This is a genomic window from Streptomyces sp. NPDC001594 (genome assembly GCF_042893675.1).
GTDB lineage: Bacteria > Actinomycetota > Actinomycetes > Streptomycetales > Streptomycetaceae > Streptomyces.
The window spans coordinates 277,598-294,385 of the sequence record NZ_JBIAVB010000001.1 but is presented as its reverse complement, the minus strand read 5'-3'; the positions used below and the strand labels follow the sequence as shown (position 1 = coordinate 294,385).

The 16,788-nt window shown below is 72.7% G+C and carries 22 protein-coding genes; 12 read left to right on the top strand and 10 right to left on the bottom strand.

Annotation, left to right across the window (positions count from 1 at the left end):
- Positions 1-36 precede the first annotated feature (36 nt).
- Both ACFY0O_RS01545 and ACFY0O_RS01540 read right to left on the bottom strand, forming a co-directional pair.
- A complete protein-coding gene (locus ACFY0O_RS01545) occupies positions 37-2,559 on the bottom strand; it encodes an MFS transporter (protein ID WP_388941329.1) in 2,523 nt (840 codons plus the stop codon).
- 149 nt (positions 2,560-2,708) lie between these two features.
- A complete protein-coding gene (locus tag ACFY0O_RS01540; protein ID WP_388941326.1) occupies positions 2,709-3,269 on the bottom strand; it encodes a TetR/AcrR family transcriptional regulator in 561 nt (186 codons plus the stop codon).
- Positions 3,270-3,382: 113 nt separating this feature from the next.
- Between ACFY0O_RS01540 and ACFY0O_RS01535 the strand changes: the two genes are divergently transcribed.
- The 5 genes from ACFY0O_RS01535 (at position 3,383) to ACFY0O_RS01515 (ending at position 5,870) form a co-directional block, all read left to right on the top strand.
- Complete coding sequence (locus ACFY0O_RS01535; protein WP_388941325.1) at positions 3,383-3,577, top strand: hypothetical protein; 195 nt, start codon at positions 3,383-3,385, stop codon at positions 3,575-3,577.
- Positions 3,574-3,897, top strand: coding sequence for a DMT family transporter (locus ACFY0O_RS01530; RefSeq protein WP_388941323.1), 324 nt, complete (start codon positions 3,574-3,576; stop codon positions 3,895-3,897). Before ACFY0O_RS01535 ends, ACFY0O_RS01530 begins: the two co-directional genes overlap by 4 nt.
- 201 nt (positions 3,898-4,098) lie before the next feature.
- Positions 4,099-4,737, top strand: a complete 639-nt coding sequence (locus tag ACFY0O_RS01525) for a hypothetical protein (protein ID WP_388941320.1) — start codon at positions 4,099-4,101, stop codon at positions 4,735-4,737.
- Positions 4,738-4,860: 123 nt separating this feature from the next.
- A complete protein-coding gene (locus ACFY0O_RS01520) occupies positions 4,861-5,217 on the top strand; it encodes a hypothetical protein (RefSeq protein WP_388941317.1) in 357 nt (118 codons plus the stop codon).
- Positions 5,218-5,309: 92 nt separating this feature from the next.
- Positions 5,310-5,870 (top strand): TIGR00730 family Rossman fold protein, encoded by a 561-nt coding sequence (locus ACFY0O_RS01515; protein ID WP_388941315.1) that lies wholly within the window; start codon positions 5,310-5,312, stop codon positions 5,868-5,870.
- 97 nt (positions 5,871-5,967) lie between these two features.
- On the opposite strand, the gene ACFY0O_RS01510 is transcribed toward ACFY0O_RS01515, so the two are convergent.
- The 6 genes from ACFY0O_RS01510 to ACFY0O_RS01485 form a co-directional block, all read right to left on the bottom strand.
- A complete protein-coding gene (locus tag ACFY0O_RS01510; RefSeq protein WP_388941312.1) occupies positions 5,968-6,699 on the bottom strand; it encodes a dienelactone hydrolase family protein in 732 nt (243 codons plus the stop codon).
- Between the two features lie 281 nt (positions 6,700-6,980).
- Complete coding sequence (locus ACFY0O_RS01505) at positions 6,981-7,631, bottom strand: VanZ family protein (RefSeq protein WP_388941309.1); 651 nt, start codon at positions 7,629-7,631, stop codon at positions 6,981-6,983.
- 86 nt (positions 7,632-7,717) lie between these two features.
- Positions 7,718-8,080 carry a PRC-barrel domain-containing protein gene (locus ACFY0O_RS01500; protein ID WP_388941306.1) on the bottom strand — a complete coding sequence of 121 codons (363 nt, stop codon included), beginning with the start codon at positions 8,078-8,080 and terminating at the stop codon, positions 7,718-7,720.
- A 233-nt stretch (positions 8,081-8,313) separates the two neighbouring features.
- A complete protein-coding gene (htpG, locus tag ACFY0O_RS01495) occupies positions 8,314-10,242 on the bottom strand; it encodes a molecular chaperone HtpG (protein WP_388941304.1) in 1,929 nt (642 codons plus the stop codon).
- Positions 10,243-10,340: 98 nt separating this feature from the next.
- Positions 10,341-10,724 (bottom strand): STAS domain-containing protein, encoded by a 384-nt coding sequence (locus ACFY0O_RS01490; protein ID WP_388941302.1) that lies wholly within the window; start codon positions 10,722-10,724, stop codon positions 10,341-10,343.
- A gap of 84 nt (positions 10,725-10,808) precedes the next feature.
- On the bottom strand, positions 10,809-11,471 hold the full coding sequence (locus tag ACFY0O_RS01485; RefSeq protein WP_388941299.1) for an HSP18 transcriptional regulator: 663 nt from the start codon (positions 11,469-11,471) through the stop codon (positions 10,809-10,811).
- 129 nt (positions 11,472-11,600) lie between these two features.
- Between ACFY0O_RS01485 and ACFY0O_RS01480 the strand changes: the two genes are divergently transcribed.
- From ACFY0O_RS01480 to ACFY0O_RS01460, 5 genes are all read left to right on the top strand, one after another.
- The gene (locus ACFY0O_RS01480; protein WP_388941297.1) at positions 11,601-12,035 is read left to right on the top strand and encodes an Hsp20/alpha crystallin family protein; all 435 of its coding nucleotides are present in this window, start codon (positions 11,601-11,603) and stop codon (positions 12,033-12,035) included.
- Between the two features lie 120 nt (positions 12,036-12,155).
- A complete protein-coding gene (locus tag ACFY0O_RS01475) occupies positions 12,156-12,551 on the top strand; it encodes a DUF2267 domain-containing protein (protein WP_388942234.1) in 396 nt (131 codons plus the stop codon).
- An 87-nt stretch (positions 12,552-12,638) separates the two neighbouring features.
- A complete protein-coding gene (locus tag ACFY0O_RS01470; RefSeq protein WP_388941296.1) occupies positions 12,639-13,043 on the top strand; it encodes a DUF2267 domain-containing protein in 405 nt (134 codons plus the stop codon).
- A 121-nt stretch (positions 13,044-13,164) separates the two neighbouring features.
- Positions 13,165-13,692: a DinB family protein gene (locus tag ACFY0O_RS01465; protein ID WP_388941294.1), complete on the top strand. Its 528-nt coding sequence runs from the start codon at positions 13,165-13,167 to the stop codon at positions 13,690-13,692.
- 81 nt (positions 13,693-13,773) lie between these two features.
- Positions 13,774-13,947 carry a CsbD family protein gene (locus tag ACFY0O_RS01460; protein ID WP_388941291.1) on the top strand — a complete coding sequence of 58 codons (174 nt, stop codon included), beginning with the start codon at positions 13,774-13,776 and terminating at the stop codon, positions 13,945-13,947.
- Between the two features lie 91 nt (positions 13,948-14,038).
- Here the strand turns inward: ACFY0O_RS01460 and ACFY0O_RS01455 are convergent, their stop codons facing one another.
- Both ACFY0O_RS01455 and ACFY0O_RS01450 read right to left on the bottom strand, forming a co-directional pair.
- Positions 14,039-14,389 (bottom strand): DUF1330 domain-containing protein, encoded by a 351-nt coding sequence (locus ACFY0O_RS01455; RefSeq protein WP_388941288.1) that lies wholly within the window; start codon positions 14,387-14,389, stop codon positions 14,039-14,041.
- Between the two features lie 172 nt (positions 14,390-14,561).
- A complete protein-coding gene (locus ACFY0O_RS01450; protein WP_388941287.1) occupies positions 14,562-15,326 on the bottom strand; it encodes a formylglycine-generating enzyme family protein in 765 nt (254 codons plus the stop codon).
- A 219-nt stretch (positions 15,327-15,545) separates the two neighbouring features.
- On the opposite strand from ACFY0O_RS01450, the gene ACFY0O_RS01445 reads away from it, so the two are divergent.
- A complete protein-coding gene (locus ACFY0O_RS01445; protein ID WP_388941285.1) occupies positions 15,546-16,238 on the top strand; it encodes a VC0807 family protein in 693 nt (230 codons plus the stop codon).
- 102 nt (positions 16,239-16,340) lie between these two features.
- Complete coding sequence (locus tag ACFY0O_RS01440) at positions 16,341-16,646, top strand: hypothetical protein (RefSeq protein ID WP_388941282.1); 306 nt, start codon at positions 16,341-16,343, stop codon at positions 16,644-16,646.
- The last annotated feature ends 142 nt before the right edge of the window (positions 16,647-16,788 follow it).

Genomic DNA, 16,788 nt, shown 5'->3' with positions numbered 1-16,788 from the left:
CAGGCTCGCACGCCCGTGACGGGCCCCGGCCCCTGGTCATACGGTGTGGACGCCGGACTCCCTGGGCGCCCGGGCCTTGATCAGCAAGCCGGCGGTCAGCGCCGCCAGCAGCAGGGAGCCGCCGGCCCACCAGAGGGTGTCGCTGTAGCCGTGCATCAACTGCGCGGACTCGGTCTCGTCCGACGAATCGGCCAGGCGGGCGTCAATGAGGGTCACGAGCAGTGCCGCACCGATCGACTCGCCCACCTGCTGGGCCGTCAAGACCACCGCCGAGGCAGCGCCGGAGCCCCGTAGGGCGACGTCGGCGGTGGCGGTGGCGAAGAGCGGCCCGAAGGCCAGGCCGCCGCCGAAGCCCGCGAGGAGCATGCCGGGCAGCACCCGGGGCCCGTACGCGGCGCTGGAGTCGATGCCGGCGAGCAGCAGCGTCCCGGCGGCGGCGGTGACCAGCCCCGACACGATCAGCACGCCGGGCGCGACACGGTCCTGGAGGCGCGCCGAGACCTGCGTGGCGGCGATGACGGCCGCGAAGGCCAGCGGCAGGACCATCACCCCGGTCATGCCCGGTGTGGAGCCGATGACGTAATGCAGGTAGACGCTCAGCGTGGGGAGCAGCGCCAGGAACCCGGCGCCGGTCAGGACCATCGTCAGGGCGCAGCCGAGACGGTCGCGGCGGTCGGGCTGCCCGCCGGGGTACCCGGCCGACTCGGCGCCCGCCGTCGCGGTCAGCCGCCTCAGGAACGCCGCGAGCAGCAGGGCACCCGCTGCGACGAGGCCCAGAGCCAGGGGACTGGTCCAGCCCAGCCGCCCGCCCTCGTCCGTGCCGTAGACCAGCGCGGCGAGTCCGGCGGAACCGAACAGCACGCCGAGCCCGTCGAAACGGCCACCCCCGCCGGGCGGGACGCCCGGCAGCAGGGCGGCCGCACCGGCCACCGCGAGCGCCGCGAGCGGGACGGAGGCGAACTGCGACATCCGCCAGGACGCCAGCTCCGCGAGCCAGCCGCCCGTGAGCAGACCGAGCGCCCCGCCGCCGGCCGTGACCGCTCCGTAAATCCCGAAGGCCCGGGCGCGTTCCCTCGGGTCGGTGAAACCGGTGGACACGACGGACAGCGCGGCCGGTGCCAGCAACGCGGCGAACGCGCCCTGCAGCACGCGCGCCGCGATCAGCAGACCGGGGCCACCGGCCGAGCCGCAAAGCGCGGAGGCCAGCGCGAAGCCGGCCAGACCGGTGATCAGGGCCCGCTTGGCGCCCACGCGGTCGCAGAGATAGCCGCCGGGCAGCAGCAGCCCGGCGAAGGCGACCGCGTAGGCGGTGGCCGCGTTCAACCCGTCGTCGGCGACGCCGAGATCGGCCTCGACGGTCGGCAGGGCGGTGCTGAAGCCCATCACGTCGAGCAGCACCAGCAGCTGCGTCAGGGCGATCACGCCCAGGCCCCACCAACGCCTGGGGTGCGGTGCCGCCGGGTCGGGAAGGACGGCCGGAGGCGGGCCGAAGCCCTGCGCGGCGCCGGGCTCCTCCGCGCCAGGGGATACGGGCTGCTCCGCGGCCGAGGGCGTGGGCGTGGGCGCGTAGGGGGGCGCAGGCACGACCGCCTGCTGGTGCTGGTGCTGGCGCGGCACGGACGGGATACGGGGGTCCCGCTGGGACGCTGCGGCGGGAGTCTCGGGCGCCCAGTCCAGCAACCTCGCGGCACGGCGGCCGAGTTGCGCCAGTATCGTGCCCGGAAGCCACTCCCCGGCCTGTTCGAGCGCCGTCCGGTCGGCGACCTCCTGCGGGGTCGGCCGGGCGGCCGGATCCTTCTCCAGGCAGGCCCGCACGAGGCCGGTCAGCGCCTGCGGAACGCCGGTGAGGTCCGGTTCCTCTTCGGCCACCCGGAAGAGATGGGCGTTCAGCCCCGAGTCGTCGGCGCCGAACAGCAGCCGGCCGGTGGAGGCGTACACGAGGACGGCGCCGAGGCAGAAGACGTCGCTGGCGGGGGTGAGTTCGCGGCCGCGGACCTGCTCGGGGGACATGAATCCGGGGGAGCCGATGAGCATGCCGGTGCGGGTGTGCAGGCTGTCCCCGGTGAGGCTGTCCATCGCCCGCGCGATGCCGAAGTCGATGACGCGGGGGCCGTCGATGGTGACGAGGACGTTGGAGGGCTTCAGGTCACGGTGGATCAGGCCCGCCTCGTGTACGGCCCGCAGGGCGACGGCGAGCCGGTTCGCGAGGGTGTGCACCGAGTACTCGGGCAGCGGCCCGAAGTCCTCGGCGACCACGGTGCGCAGGTCCGGCCCCGGGATGTACTGCGTCGCCACCCACGGCACGGCGGCCGCCGGGTCGGCGTCGAGCACCGCCGCCGTCCAGTCCCCGCCCACCCGCCGGGCGGCGGCCACCTCACGGGCGAAGCGCCTGCGGAACTCGGCGTGCCCGGCGTACTCGGCCTGCACGACCTTCACCGCGACGGTCCGGCCGCCCTCGGAACGGCCCAGATAGACCAGGCCCATACCGCCCTCGCCCAGCCGGGCGATCAGACGGTAGGGGCCGATGTGGGTCGGGTCTGCTGCGATCAACTGGTCCACGGGGACGAAGTATGCCAACAGTCCGGCGGGAATGAACCCGGGCCCGTCGGAAGGGCTTGCGGCAGGCTGAGGAGAGCGCCGGGCCCCTGCTGTCCCGCGGGGTGGTGACGTTCCGGATCGGGGAGGGCGAGGGCGGCCGGAGGCCCCCTTCACACGGCTCGCAGCGCGCCCGCCAGCCGTGCCAGTGCCGCCTTGATCCGCTCCGGCGTCACCCCCTGGGCGCGCTGCTGGAGGAAGACCTCGGGTGCCAGCGGCGCGAGCAGGCTGTCCACCAGGGCTTCCGGGTCGGGGATGCCGGACTCGCGCAGCAGGACGAGGACATGGGTGCGCCAGAAGCCGTAGGCCCCGATGGTGAAGCGCTTCTCGCCGGTCTCGGCGCCCAGCACCAGGTGGCCGTGGGTCTCCAGCAGGTCGACCATGGCGGCGTAGAACGCGGTGAGCCGTTCCCGCGGCGGCGCTCCTGGGCCCAGCGGGGGAGCGCCGCGCAACAGGTCTTCCTGCAGGCGGCGTTCGTGTTCGTCGAGGAGGGCCGCCGCGATGGACGTGACGTCCGGGTAGCGGCGGTAGAGCGTGCCGCGTCCGATGGCGGCCGCGCGGGCGATGTCGTCCATCGTGACCGACCGCGGATCGCCGGCGGCGAACAGCTCGGCGGCGGCGGAGAGCACCTTGGCCCGGTTGCGGGCCGCGTCCGCGCGTTCCCTCGTGTCCATGGGTCGTCAGCCTACCGGAATAAGTGGACGCCATGTCCGGTTGTGGCTCTCGTTCGCCATAACCGGACACCGCGTCCGGTTACCGATTCCGCCGCTACCCTGGGAGCCCCGTCATGACCACGCTGCCGCACCTCGACGCCAGAGCCCGCCGCCGTCAGAACTCCCCGGGAGCCGGAGCCGGAGCCGGAGCCGGAGCCGGACCGGTCGACCCCTTCCCCGCTCCGGCCCTCGCCGGCCGCCGCGCAGCGTCCGCCGCGTCCCGCAGGGCCGCGCGGGAGGCCGCTCGCCGGACGGGGGCCGCGCTGTGAACTGGCTTCTCCTCGCCGCCGCCGGGCTGGTGGAGGTCGCCTGGTCGCAGAGCATCAAGCCGACGGCCGGCTTCACCCGTCCGCTGCCCACCCTGCTCTGCTTCGTGCTGGCCGCCGTCGCCGTCTACCTGCTGTCCCTGGCGATGAAGGGCCTGCCCGTCGGCACGGCCTACGTCGTCTTCACCGGAATCGGCGCGGCCGGTGCCATCACCCTGGGCCTCGTGGTCCACAAGGAGCCGGTGACGTTCGGCCGCCTCCTCGCCCTGGCCCTGATCATCGGTGGCGTGGCGCTGTCGCACGCCACCGCCCCGACCGAGTGAGGAACCGGCTGCCGGCGGACCACCGGAACCTCCCGCTCTCCGGTACGAGGTCACATTCGTCCAATCCGGACCGCCTGCGCACCGCCACGTTCGGCACCTCGGCCGCTCCCGCAGCGGCCGGCCGGTGGCGCCCAGGGTGGTCGCGCCGGAGCTGACCGCCTCCGCGCGGCGGGTGGGCGCCGCCGCCGACGGGCTCGTGCTGTGGGTGGCCAGCGAGCACTTCCCCGGCCCGTCGCTGCGGGAGGCGGTGGCGGCGCACGGGCCACTGCGGAAGAGGCGCTGCGGGCGCTGGGGGCCGGGCTGGCGGAGGCGCTGACCGCGGTGCACGCGGCCGGTCTGCTGCACGGGAGCCTCACCCCCGGCGGCGTGTTCCTCGCGACGGGGCAGGTCCGCACCGGCGCGGCCGTAAGGGCCTCCGACGTCTTCTCCCTCGGCGCCGTGCTCGCGTACGCCGCCACCGGCCGCAACGCCTTCGGCGCCGGACCCGGCTCCGACGCGTTGCTGCGCGTGGTGACCCAGGAGCCGGACCTCGCGGGCGTGCCGCACCCGCTGCACGGCCTGATCGCCGCCTGCCCGGCCAAGGACCCGCGGGCCCGCCCGGCCCTCGGCGAGCTGGTACGGGGCCGGGCCGGAGCCGGGCGACTGGCTGCCGCCCACCCTCGTGGAGATGGTCGGGGAACGGAAGGCCGAGGCCGACGCCCACACCGGCACCCGGGCCCGGCCGGGGCGTCCCGCACCGCCGCCGAACCGCCGGGCGCCGCGCCGCACTCCCGGCCGGTGGGGCGCCGCCGCCGCACGGTGCCGGCGGCGGCGGCCGCGACCCTGGCCGGCGGGCCATAGGGAAGGAAGCCGTGCCCACGCCGGCACCGCCCCCGTGGAGCCGCCGAGAGCCCGGCGCCGGTATCGTCCGCCCTCGGACCAGCAGCCGTACCTGCGGCCTCCCCCGTCGAGAGGGCGATTCCCATGACCAGCCGGCAGGCGAGCACGACGACCCTATGGCGCCCCACCGGCCCCGAGGAGCTGGAACTGGTCCGCGAGCTGAACTGGCGCGCCTGGCCGCCCCGGCTCCCCGAGCAGCCGATCTTCTACCCGGTCCTCAACGAGGACTACGCGATCAAGATCGCCCGCGACTGGAACGTGAAGCACAGCGGTGTCGGCTTCGTCACCCGGTTCGAGGTCGACGCGGAGTTCCTGAGCCGCTACCCCGTCCAGCAGGCGGGCGGGCGGACGATCCTCGAGCTGTGGGTGCCGGCCGAGGAGCTGGACGACTTCAACGCCCACATCGTCGGCGAGATCGAGGTGGTCCACGAGTTCCGCTGAGTCGGCGGCGGCTTGGTGACGGCCCCCGGAGGCAGGTCCGGGCAGGCAGGGCCGGGTGCCGCCCTGGGCGGGGGTGCCCTTACCGTGGGCGAGTGAACGTTTGTGTCTTCCTCTCCGCCGCCGACCTCGACGTCCGCTACACCGAGCCCGCCCGCCGGTTCGCCGAGCTGCTCGGCAAGGCGGGTCACACCCTCGTCTGGGGCGGCTCCGACACCGGTCTGATGAAGGTCGTCGCGGACGGCGTCAGCGGCGCGGGCGGAAGGCTCTCGGGCGTCTCGGTCGACTTCCTGGCGGCCAAGGCGCGCCCGGTCTCCGCCCCCGACGAGATGCTCGTCACCCACAGCCTCGCGGAGCGCAAGGCGACGCTCATGGAGCGGGCCGACGCGTTCGTGATCATGGTGGGCGGCATGGGAACGCTCGACGAGGCCACCGAGATCCTGGAGCTGAGGAAGCACCGCCGGACCGTCAAGCCGGTCGTCCTGCTGAACACGGCCGGCTTCTACGACGGCCTGCGCGAGCAGCTGCGCCGCATGGAGGACGAGGGCTTCCTCCCGATCCCCCTGGCGGAGCTGGTGTTCATCGCCGACGAACCCACCGACGCGCTCACCTACCTGGAACACACCCACCTGGAACACACCGTCCAGAGCGCCTGATTCCACGAGGAGAACGCCGACCTGCCGGGGAGCCTGCGGCCGGTGCTCGATCGGCCGCAGGCTCCCTCGGCCGTCGGACCCCGGCCTCAGCGACCGGTCAGGGCGCGAAGGCGCCGTCGAGGAGGGGGAGCAGCCGGTCCCAGTGGAGCCCCAGCCCGGCGGCGCTGAACGCGTCGGTGTCGGACATGGTGAAGCCGTGGACGGTGTGGGGGTAGATCTCGGAGGTGTAGCGGACACCCGCGGCGTCCAGGGCCTGGTTGAGCTCCTGGAGCCCCTCGGGCGTCAGGTCGCTTTCGGCATGGCCGAGGTGGACCCGGGCGGAGATCGTCGAGAAGAGGCCGGGCCCGTCGGCGCCCACGGGGCCGTGGAACGCCGCGACGGCGGCCACCCGGTCCGGGCGGGCCGCGGCGGTGCGCATGGCCAGGAGCCCGCCGATGCAGTAGCCGGTCACCGCCACCGGGCCGGCGTCGACCTCGGGCCGGGCGGAGAGGAAGTCGAGGTAGGCGTCGGCGTCGCTCAGGACGCGTTCGACGGTGTGTGCCCGGATCAGGGGCATCAGCTGGGCCATGACGCGGGGGCGGGCCTCCTCCCCGATGTGCTCGGGAAGCTCGATGACCGGTGCCGGGCCGTGCCGGTGGAAGAGGTGGGGGACGAGTACGTAGTAGCCGTGTTCGGCCAGCTCGCGGGCCAGCTCCCGCAGTACGGGCCGGATGCCGAACCCGTCCGAGTACATCAGAACCCCCGGGTGCCGCCCGCCGCTGTCGGGAAAGGCGGCGAACGCGTCGGCCTGACCGTCCGCCGTGGGGATCAGCAGTGTCGTGATGGGCATGGATCTCCTGTCGTGGTTGATGTGGCGAACCTCTGATCAACACGACGAAGGGCGGACCCCGCGCGGCAGCGCACGATCCTGGATCGGCCGGCGGGACCAGACCGTCCCGCACGGTGCTCAGCGGAGCACCGGGTCACCGATCCGTGTGTGGCGCGATGCCGTCCCGGTGGTCATGGCCCCAACGTAGACCATGGCCCGAGGCCGGCACCAGCATCACCATCCGCCGCCGTGACACGCGTAGGGCGGAGTTCACCTCGGCTCGGCGCGGATGCGTCCCCCTCCTACAGGGCCGGCGGCGCCGGGGACCGGTCGGCGGGGGCAGGGCCGTTGCGGCGGGTCAGGCGCTGCCACCAGTGGTGGCGGCGCGGGTGGACGGCCCGGCCCATCCGGCGGCCCAGGAGGAGGTAGCCGAGCAGGGCTCCCGCGGTGTTGAGGATGACGTCGTCCACGTCGAAGGCGCGCCCGGTCACCAGGGCGCCCTGGATCAGTTCGACGAGCGTCATCACCACGGCCGTCACCGCCGCCACCCTCAACAGTCCGCGAGCCGGGGGGAGGAGGACCGGCAGCAGCACCCCGAAGGGAACGCCGAGGAGGACGTTCCCGCCGAGCTGCTTCACGGCCTCGCTGATGGACGCGTGGTCGAGGTACGGGCCGATCGAGGCGCCCGGGCGGGTGTTGCTGTGCACCAGTCCGGCCGAGGCCGCCGAGGGCTCCAGGGTGACGTGGGCCAGGACCAGACTGAACAGCACGGTCCCGGCGAAGGCGGCCAGCATCGCCAGCACCCGTACCACGGGCCGGGCGCGAGGCCGGGATAGGGACGCGGGCTCCCGCGCCCTCTCGACCCGCTCCGCCGTCCCCGTGCGGCCCGTCCTCCCCGCCCGCCGCTTCCCTTGCGCCTGGCGCACCGCGGCGAGTTTCCCGCGCAGGTCCATCGACCGCTCCCTCCGTGCTCGGCTTCGTTCCGCGCCGGCTCGTCCCGCAGCTCGGCGAGACCACCCCGGGACCATCCGTCCATCCGTCACTGCTGCTGGCGGCGTACGGTGTCGCCCCAGTAGCCGCCGACCTCCCGGTGGTAGGCGGCGTCACCGAGGTGCGTGTCCCTGACGAATTCCGGGGCGTCCTTGATCTGTTCCTTGGTCCGGTCGACGTAGACCTTCTCCTCGGCGGTGTCGACACGGGTGATCGTGCCGGCCGGCAGGAGCACTTCCCTGCCGAAGATCCAGGGGCCGGTGTCGACGACGATCCAGGAGGCGTCGGTCTCGTACGAGTGCTTGTCGACCTTGCCGATGGCGCCGTCGAGGGCCTCCACCTTGTAGCCGGTGAGGTCCCTGTCCTCGAAGTGGGCGACGGTCAGGTGGTAGGCCCAGATGTTGTCGTTCACGGGTGCGGGTTCCCTTCTCGGTGGTGGGCGGTACGCGGGCGCCCCGGCCGGGCAGCGCCCCGCCGGCAGTCGGCGGCTCGCGCCCGGCTGTTGGGTCGCCCTGCGCCTCGCCTGCCCCGGATCGGCGCATCGACGCACGCCGGTTCCAGGCCGCCTCGCAGGGAGTGGCCGACACCGGTCCGCCCCGGCCCCCGTGCGGGGTACCGGGGCGGAGGGGCGCGCGGGAGTCGCGGCTACAGGGTGCGGGTCAACCGGTCGGTGAGGAGCCGGGAGAAGCGGGCCGGGTCGGGCAGGTCGCCCCCTTCGGCGAGCAGCGCGCTGCCGTAGACCAGCTCGGCGATCTCCGCGAGCGCGGGCTCGTCGGCGCCCGCGGCGTGTGCCGTGCGCAGCGCGATGATCAGCGGGTGGTCCGGGTTGAGTTCCAGGATCCTCTTGACGGTGGGCATCTGCTGCCCCATCGCCCGGTACATCTTCTCCAGGGTGGGCGTCACGTCGTGGGCGTCACCGACGATGCAGGCCGCCGAGGTGGTCAGGCGTGAGGACAGGCGTACCTGCTTGACCTGTTCGGACAGGGTGGTGGTCAGCCAGGGCAGCAGTGCGGCGAAGTCCTGCTCCCGCCGGGCCTTGTCGGCGTCGCTCTCCTTCTCCCCGTCGGCGGATTCCTCGAGGTCGACCTGCCCCTTGGCGATGGACTGCAGACGGTGGCCCTCGAAGGCGGGAACCTGGTCGACCCACACCTCGTCGATGGGGTCGGTGAGGATGAGGACCTCGTAGCCCTTGGCGGCGAAGGCCTCCATGTGGGGGGAGTTCTCCACCATCGCGCGGCTCTCGCCGGTCAGGTAGTAGATCGTGTCCTGGCCGTCCTTCATGCGCTCGACGTACCCGCGCAGGGTGGTGGTCTTGTCGGGGTCGTGGGTGGAGGCCGCCGACACCAGCCGGAGCAGGGCATCGGTGTTGTCCGTGTCCTCGACCAGGCCCTCCTTCAGCGCCCGGCCGAACTGGGCCCATACCTTCGCGTAGCGCTCGGCGTCCTTCGCCTGCATGTCCTTGAGGGCACCGAGGACCTTCTTGACCAGGCGCCGGCGCACGCCGCGGATCTGGCGGTCGTGCTGGAGGATCTCGCGGGAGACGTTCAGCGACAGGTCGTGGGCGTCGACGACACCCTTCACGAAGCGCAGGTAGTTGGGCATGAGCGCTTCGCAGTCGTCCATGATGAACACCCGCTTGACGTACAGCTGCACGCCGGGCTTGGTCTCGCGGGAGAAGAGGTCGAAGGGCGCCTGTGAGGGGATGAAGAGCAGCGCCTCGTACTCGAAGGTGCCCTCGGCGCGCATGTGGATCGTCTCGGCCGGGGGCAGCCAGTCGTGGCTGATCTGCTGGTAGAACTCGTGGTACTCGTCTTCGCTCACCTCGGCGCGCGGCCGGGCCCACAGCGCCTTCATGGAGTTGAGCGTGTCGCCGTCGCCGCTGGTCTCGCGCTCGGTGCCGGCGTCCTCAGTGTCCGGGGTGACCATCCGGATCGGCCAGCGGATGAAGTCCGAGTACCGCTTGACGATCTGCCGGATCTTCGACTCGGACAGGTAGTCCGCGAGCCCGTCCTCGCTGTCGGCGGGCTTGAGGTGCAGGGTGACCGAGGTACCCACGGGAAGGCCGTCGACCGCCTGGATGGCGTAGGTGCCCTCGCCGTCGGACTCCCACCGGGTGCCGGAGTCGGTCCCGGCCCGCCGGGTGCGCAGGGTGACCTTGTCGGCGACCATGAACGCCGAGTAGAAGCCGACGCCGAACTGCCCGATCAGGCTCTCGGCGGTCGCGGCGTCCTTGGACTCCTTGATCTTCTCCAGCAGGCCGGCGGTGCCGGACTTGGCGATCGTGCCGATCAGGTCCACCAGATCGTCCCGGGTCATGCCGATCCCGTTGTCACGGACGGTCAAGGTACGGGCGTTCCGGTCGACTTCCAGTGAGATGTGCAGGTCGGTGGTGTCGGTATCGGTGAGGCTGGAGTCGGTCAGCGATTCCAGCCGCAGCTTGTCCAAGGCGTCGGAGGCGTTCGAGATCAGCTCGCGCAGGAAGATGTCCTTGTTCGAGTAGATCGAGTGAATCACCAGGCGGAGCAACTGGCGGGTTTCGGCCTGGAATTCCAGCGTCTCGACACTGCTGCCCATGGGGGTCTCTTTCTGTGGGATCGTCATGAACGGATGGGGACTGGGACCGGGACGGACGGTTGCCCGTCGTCGGCGTCGGCCCTCGTCGGCGTCGACCGTCAGGTACCGGCCGTCGGAGGGGCGCCCGGGGGTGGCTCGTCCGGTGGCGGGAAGAGGACGTCCGTCCCGGAGATCTGGAGCAGCCGGCGGAGCTGAGGAGCCGGGTTGGCGAGGTGGATCTCGGTGTTGGTCCTGGCCGCTTCGCGTCGTGCGGCGAGGAGCGCGTTGAGCCCCGAGGAATCGCAGAAGGTGACCTGGCTGCAGTCGGTGACGATGTGGTCGGCCCGGGATGCGCGCAGCAGGCCGAGTGCTTCGTCGAGGGCGCGGCTGAGGGCGGGTGCGGTGGTGATGTCGATCTCGCCGGTGGGCCGGACGGTGGCCACGCGGCCGACGATCTCCACGACGGGCTGGGTGCCGTTGTAGGAGTTGCCTCTCTCGGTCACGGCGGTACCTCCATGGTGTGCGGCCTGGGCCTGGTGCGGCCCGTGCCTGGTGCGGTCCGTGCGGCCCGGTCGGTTCGTGGCGGCTCAGGAGCTGCGCTGGTCGTTGCTGTCCTGGCGGAGCCGGTCGGTGTGGCGGGTCATGGCGTCGATGCGGTCCGAGATGCCCGCGTCCTGGGGCCGCAGATGGTCCCGGGACGCGGTCAGGGGCCCGACGAGTCGGGCGGCGTCGTTGTCGGCGAGGGCCAGGTTCAGCTCGCCGATCGCGCCGTCCGCGCTGGCGGGGAGGCCGGTGAGGGACGTGACCTGTCCCGCGAGGCGCCGGAGATCGGCCGCGTTGTCGCGGGCCCAGGCGGTGACGGAGCGGTCGGCGGCACGCGAGTCCCGGGTGGCCTGGACCCGCTGTTCACCCGTGCTTCCCGCGGCGCCCGGGCGCAGGCGCAGGTAGCGGCGTTCGGCGGCCTGCCGGCTGGCGACGCCGAGGGGTCCTGCGAGGTCGGCCCAGCTGGCGCCCCGGCCGCGGGCCGTTTCGATCAGGACGCTCTCCCAGCCGGCGAGCTGCTCGCGGGCCTCGCGGAGCATCAGCAGCGCGGCGAGGGCCGGGTGCGGACCGCGGTCGCCCGCGGGCGGTGCCGTCGAGGTGCCCGGTGAGGACTGCTGCGCGTCCTTCACGGCCCGGGTGATGGCCTCCAGCGCCGCCGCGGCGGCATGGAAGGACACCCGTGCGGTCGGCGGGTCTGCTTCGGTCATGGCACCTCCGTCTGCTGTGTCATCGTCTGGATGACGCTGTGCTTGTCATCGTTTCGATGACATGTTACAACAGGAGCACGTTGAAGCGCATTGGCAGTTCCTGCCTGAACCCACTGGAGGTGTTTCGCGATGTTGATGCGCACCGACCCGTTCCGCGAGATCGACCGGATCGTCCAGCAGCTCTCGGGTACGTCCGGGACCTGGTCGAAGCCGTCGGTCATGCCGATGGACGCCTACCGCGAGGGTGAGGCGTACGTGATCGCCTTCGACCTGCCAGGCGTGGACACCGAGGCGATCGACATCGACGTCGAGCGGAACATGCTGACCGTGAAGGCCGAGCGGCGCCCGGCCGCCAAGGGCGATTCCGTGCAGATGGAACTGTCCGAACGGCCCCTCGGCGTCTTCTCCCGCCAGATCGTGCTCGCCGACACCCTCGACACCGAGCGCATCGAGGCCGACTACGAAGCGGGCGTCCTGACCCTGCGGATCCCGATCGCCGAGCGCGCCAAGCCCCGCAAGATCAGCATCGGCGGCGAAGCGGGCCCCAAGCAGATCTCCGGCTGACCCCTTCGCACATCGGGCCGCGGAGGGCGGGAGTCCCCCCTCCGGCACCCGCCCTCCGCCCCCTTGATCGTCCGCCTTGATCATCCCGCCCTTCGCTTTCCGGAGGTGATGTCGATGCCGATGTCGATGCGCAGGGAGTCGTTCCTGGCCCACGTGCAGGAACGCGGCGAGTACGAGAGCGCCGAGGAAGCCGACCGTGTGGCCCGCGTGGTCCTGGCGCTGCTGGGCGCGCACCTGGTCGGCACGGTACGGGCCGAGCTGGCGGCCCGGCTCCCCGAGGCCTACGCCCTGATCCTCCTGAACCCGCTGCAGGCCGCCGAGCCGCTCTCCCCGGAGCGGTTCGTCCGCGCGACGGCGGCCTGGATCGAGGGCGCCACCGAAGAAACGGCCCTGTGGGACATCGGGGCGGTCCTGTCCACCGCCGCCGCGGCCGCGGGCGACGTTCTTACCCGTGAGGTCCTGCTCCAGCTCCCGCCCGGCTACGACATCCTCTTCGGCCACCCCCAGCCCTCCTGACCCACCGGCCGCACACCGGATCCTTCACACAGAAAGGCAGCCACAGCCGTGTACGACCAGCCTCGACCGAACTCGTCCCGCACCCTCATGACGTTCGACCAGATGCTGGAAAGCGTGCGCTACGAGGGCGCCTACCCCACCCGCGAACGCGCCGCGGAAGCCGTCCACCAGGTTCTGGCCGCCCTGGGCCGCCGCCTCACCGGCGACGAGCGCGCCGACCTCGCCCGGTGCCTGCCCGTCGAGGCCGCCCTCACCCTGACCGCCCAGATCCCCGACACCCGGACCCTCACCGGATGGGGATTCGTCAAGGACCTGGCCGCCCGCACCGGCGCGACCCCCGCAACCACCCGCTGGGACACCGGCGCGGTACTCGCCGTCGTCAGCCGCCTGGCGGGACCCGACCTCCTCGCCAGGATCCTGCGCCAACTCCCCGACGGCTACGCCCTCCTCTTCGGCCAGGCCGAACTGCGCCAACGCCAGCCGGCCGCCTGACCGAGCCGCGCGCACGCCGACACCAGGGCCGGGACCGCCCGGCGGCTCCGGCCCTGAGGACGCGCGGCGATTCCTGCCGAACCAGCGGCGAACCCGCCACTCGGGTCACTAGCGTGGGGGCGTGACTGAGGACTGTGCGGAATGCGGTTTCGTCTACGACCTGGAACTGGCGCCCTCGGCCGCCTCCCTCGCCGGCGAGTACGCGGCGCGGTTCGCCGAGTTCCTGCTGCGGGCCGAGCGGGCGGCACTGGCCCGGCGGGCCGCGCCCGGGGTCTGGTCGCCGCTCGAATACGCCTGCCACGTGCGGGACGTCCTGCTCGTCCAGCGTGAGCGGGTACTCTCCGCCCGGCGCACCGAGACCCCCGTGGCCACTCCGATGGGCCGCGACGAGCGGGCCGAACACGAGGGGTACGCCTTCCAGGACCCGGCCGATGTCGCCCGGCAACTGACGGACGCGGCCTCGCTGTTCGGGAACGTCCTGGACCGGCTGCCGCCCGCGCACTGGGAGCGCACCCTCGTCTACACCTACCCGGAACCCGCCGAGCGGTCCCTGCGCTGGCTCGCCGTGCACACGCTGCACGAACTGCGCCACCACCTGCTCGACGTCCACCGTCAGCTGCCGGGTCCGCCGCCGGCCGCTGACGACTGAGGGCCGCGGACGGGTTTGGGTCCGGCGATCGCGAGCACATGAGCGGACACGAACCATCCGCCACTGACGAGGAGGTCCCCGATGTCGGGTACGGAGAAGGGCAAGGCGGCCGCCGAGCAGGCCAAGGGCAAGGCCAAGGAGGCGCTCGGGCGCACGCTGGGCAACGAGCAGATGACCGCCGAAGGCCGTGCCGAGCAGGCCAAGGGCAACGCGCGCCACGCCAAGGAAGACGTCAAGGACACCTTCCGTCATTAGACCGCGACACCGCTGAACCGCGCGGCGAACGCCGCGACGCGGCACCTGGGCCCCGGCCGTCCTCCCCCTCGGCCGGGGCCCGGCTGCTGTTTCACGGCGCGCAGGCAGCCCTCGCGCGAAGGGCCGCCGCCCTCGCGCGCGGGTCGTACGCCGGCCCGACGCCCTCGATCAACAGGAGGTCCCCCTCGATGTGGTCGGTCCGGAGCCGCAGGATCTCCTGGTAGGCGGGGGAGTCGTACCAGGCCTGCGCCACGGCCAGGTCGGGGAACTCGATCAGCACCATGCTGCCGGGCCAGCTCCCCTCCACCACCCGGGCCGGCGGCCCATGGATGACGAAACGGCCGCCGAAGGGGTCGAGGGTGGCCTGGATGCGCTCCAGGTACTCCAGGATGTCGGGGTGGTGCCGACGGTCGCGCAGATGCGCGAACCCGTATGCGGGCATGTCGCGTTCCTTCGTCGTTCGGTCCGCGTCCCCGTGCGGGACGACGTGTTGAACGTAGCCGCGCGGTCCGGCCGCGACCATTACCGCAGAGGTAATCCCCGGGGCCGGCCCAGCCCCTGGCGACGACGGCGGGTATGACGACCACCTCCAGGCATCCTTGGACGACGTCTCGTCAGGCGGGCGGGGCGGCCAGGCGGAAGCCCACGCCGATCGCCGTCAGGTCCTCCTCGTACGCGCCGTGCCGGCGGGCGCAGCGGGCCAGGTCGCGGTCGTGCCGGAAGGCGCCACCGCGCGTGACGTGGCGGTCGAAGGCCCAGTCCTCCGTCAGCGGCACCTCGTCGGGAGCGCCCGGGTAGGGGGCGTAGAAGGTGGACGTCCACTCGTCGGCGTTCCCGGCCATGTCCAGCACCCCGAAGGGACTGGCGCCCTCGGGGAACGAGCCGACCGGAGTGGTCGTCCCGATCCCCAGGTCGTGCAGGTTGGCCAGGCCGGGGCGGTACTCGGCGCCCCACGGGAACTCCCGGTCGTCGTCGCCCCGGGCCGCGCGCTCCCACTCGTCCTCGGTGGGCAGCCGCACCTCCAGCCCGCCGAGCCGTTCTCCCAGCCACCGGCAGTAGGCCACCGCTTCGTCCCAGGCGACGCCGATGACCGGATGATCGGCCGGTGCCTCGGGGACCGGCCTGCCGGTGGCCGCCGCGTAGAGCGCCCACTGGCCGACCGTGACCTGGGTCCGGGAGATCCTGAAGGCGGGCACGCGCACCAGGGCGCGCGGGGCCTCCTTCAGGTACCACGCCTCCGGCACCCCGGTATCGGCGTACCGGCGTGCCACCTCGGCGATCGCGTCCGCCCGCGTCCCCCGCTGCAGCACCCCGGCCGGCACCTCCACCCAGTCCACCGGATCCGGCTGCCCGCCCTCTCCTACCCGTTCCACCCGCACGTTCCCTCCCCGCCTCGATCGGACACCCTCCCATGATCGTCCCAGCGGCCGGGGCGGTCACCAGTGCGTCCGCGCAGGCGTAGCCGGCCGGGTGGAGAGACATCTCCACCCGGATCTGCTCCCGACGGCTGAGGACAGGCTGCCGGGGCCGCCCTAGCGTCGTGCCCAGACGGCCTTGAACGCCGACTTCCTCCCTCCCTTCCGCAACCGGGGGTTCCCATGTCCACCACCCCGTCCAGCCCCGCACGCCACGGCGAGAACAGCACCGGCACCGCGCGGTCCCGGGCCCTGAGGCGTGCGATGGTCACCACGCTCCTCTACGACATCGGCCTGTCCCTCATGGCGTACTTCGCAGCCGAGGTGCTCGGTGCGACCACCTACGTCGCACTGCTGGCCGGCACCCTCGTCACCGGCGCGCGCATGCTCTGGGTGGCGGTACGCCAGCGCCGGGTCGACCCGTTCGCACTGTTCCTGCTGTTCCTGTTCGGCGCGGGCCTGGCACTGAGCTTCACCAGTGGCGGAGCCAGGTTCATCCTGGCCAAGGACTCCGCGCAGTCCGCCGTGGCCGGTCTCGTGCTCCTCGGCAGCTGCGCCGTCCGTCGCCCCCTCGCCTACCATGCCGCGCTGCGCTTCGCCCGCCAGGCCGGGACGCGGCAGGCGGCCGAGTTCCAGGCCAGGGCGGACACGCCCACCATGCGGGCCCGCTGGCGCCGCGTCACGCTCGTCTGGGGCACCACGCTCCTGATCGACGCCTCGCTGCGCATCGCCGCCGTCTACCTGCTCCCGATCACGGTCGCCTCCAACGTGTCGCAACTGCTCATGTTCACCTTCATCGGCGCCCTGGTCCTGTGGACCGTCCGTTCGATGAAGAGGGAGCGGGAGCACACCGAGCACCAGGGCGCCACGCCGTAGCAGGCCGAGGCTGCCGATATCGACCGCTGTCTTATGTTAGGGATAGTCCCTAAAGATCCCTGATGCAGGAGGTATGTGGCGATGTACGCAACTCTTCTCCGCGTGACGACGGCCCTGGGTGCCGCGGCGGCACTGGCCCTCGGCGGAGCCGCGGCGGCCAGCGCTGATGGTGTGGGCAGCTCGGGCATCGGCAACCCCGGTGTCGGGAGCGCCGGCATCGGCAACGAAGGCGTCGGCAACGCGGGCGTCGGCAACGAAGGCGTCGGCAACGCGGGCGTCGCGAACGGCGGTGTCGGGAACGCCGGGTTCGCCAACTGGGGGCTGGGTACCGCTGGTGTCGGCAACACGGGCGTCGGGAGCCACGGCATCGGGAACTCGGGCGTCGGCACCGCCGGCATCGGCAACTGAGGTGGGTCCACGGACCCGTACCACCGCCTCATGAGGAGCGCCCGGCGGGTCGACCGCCGGGCGCTCCCCTTCGTCTTCGTCGGCACGGCCGCGGGTCAGCGGGCGCGCCGCTATCGTCCGATGTGCTCGGCGCACTGAGCCC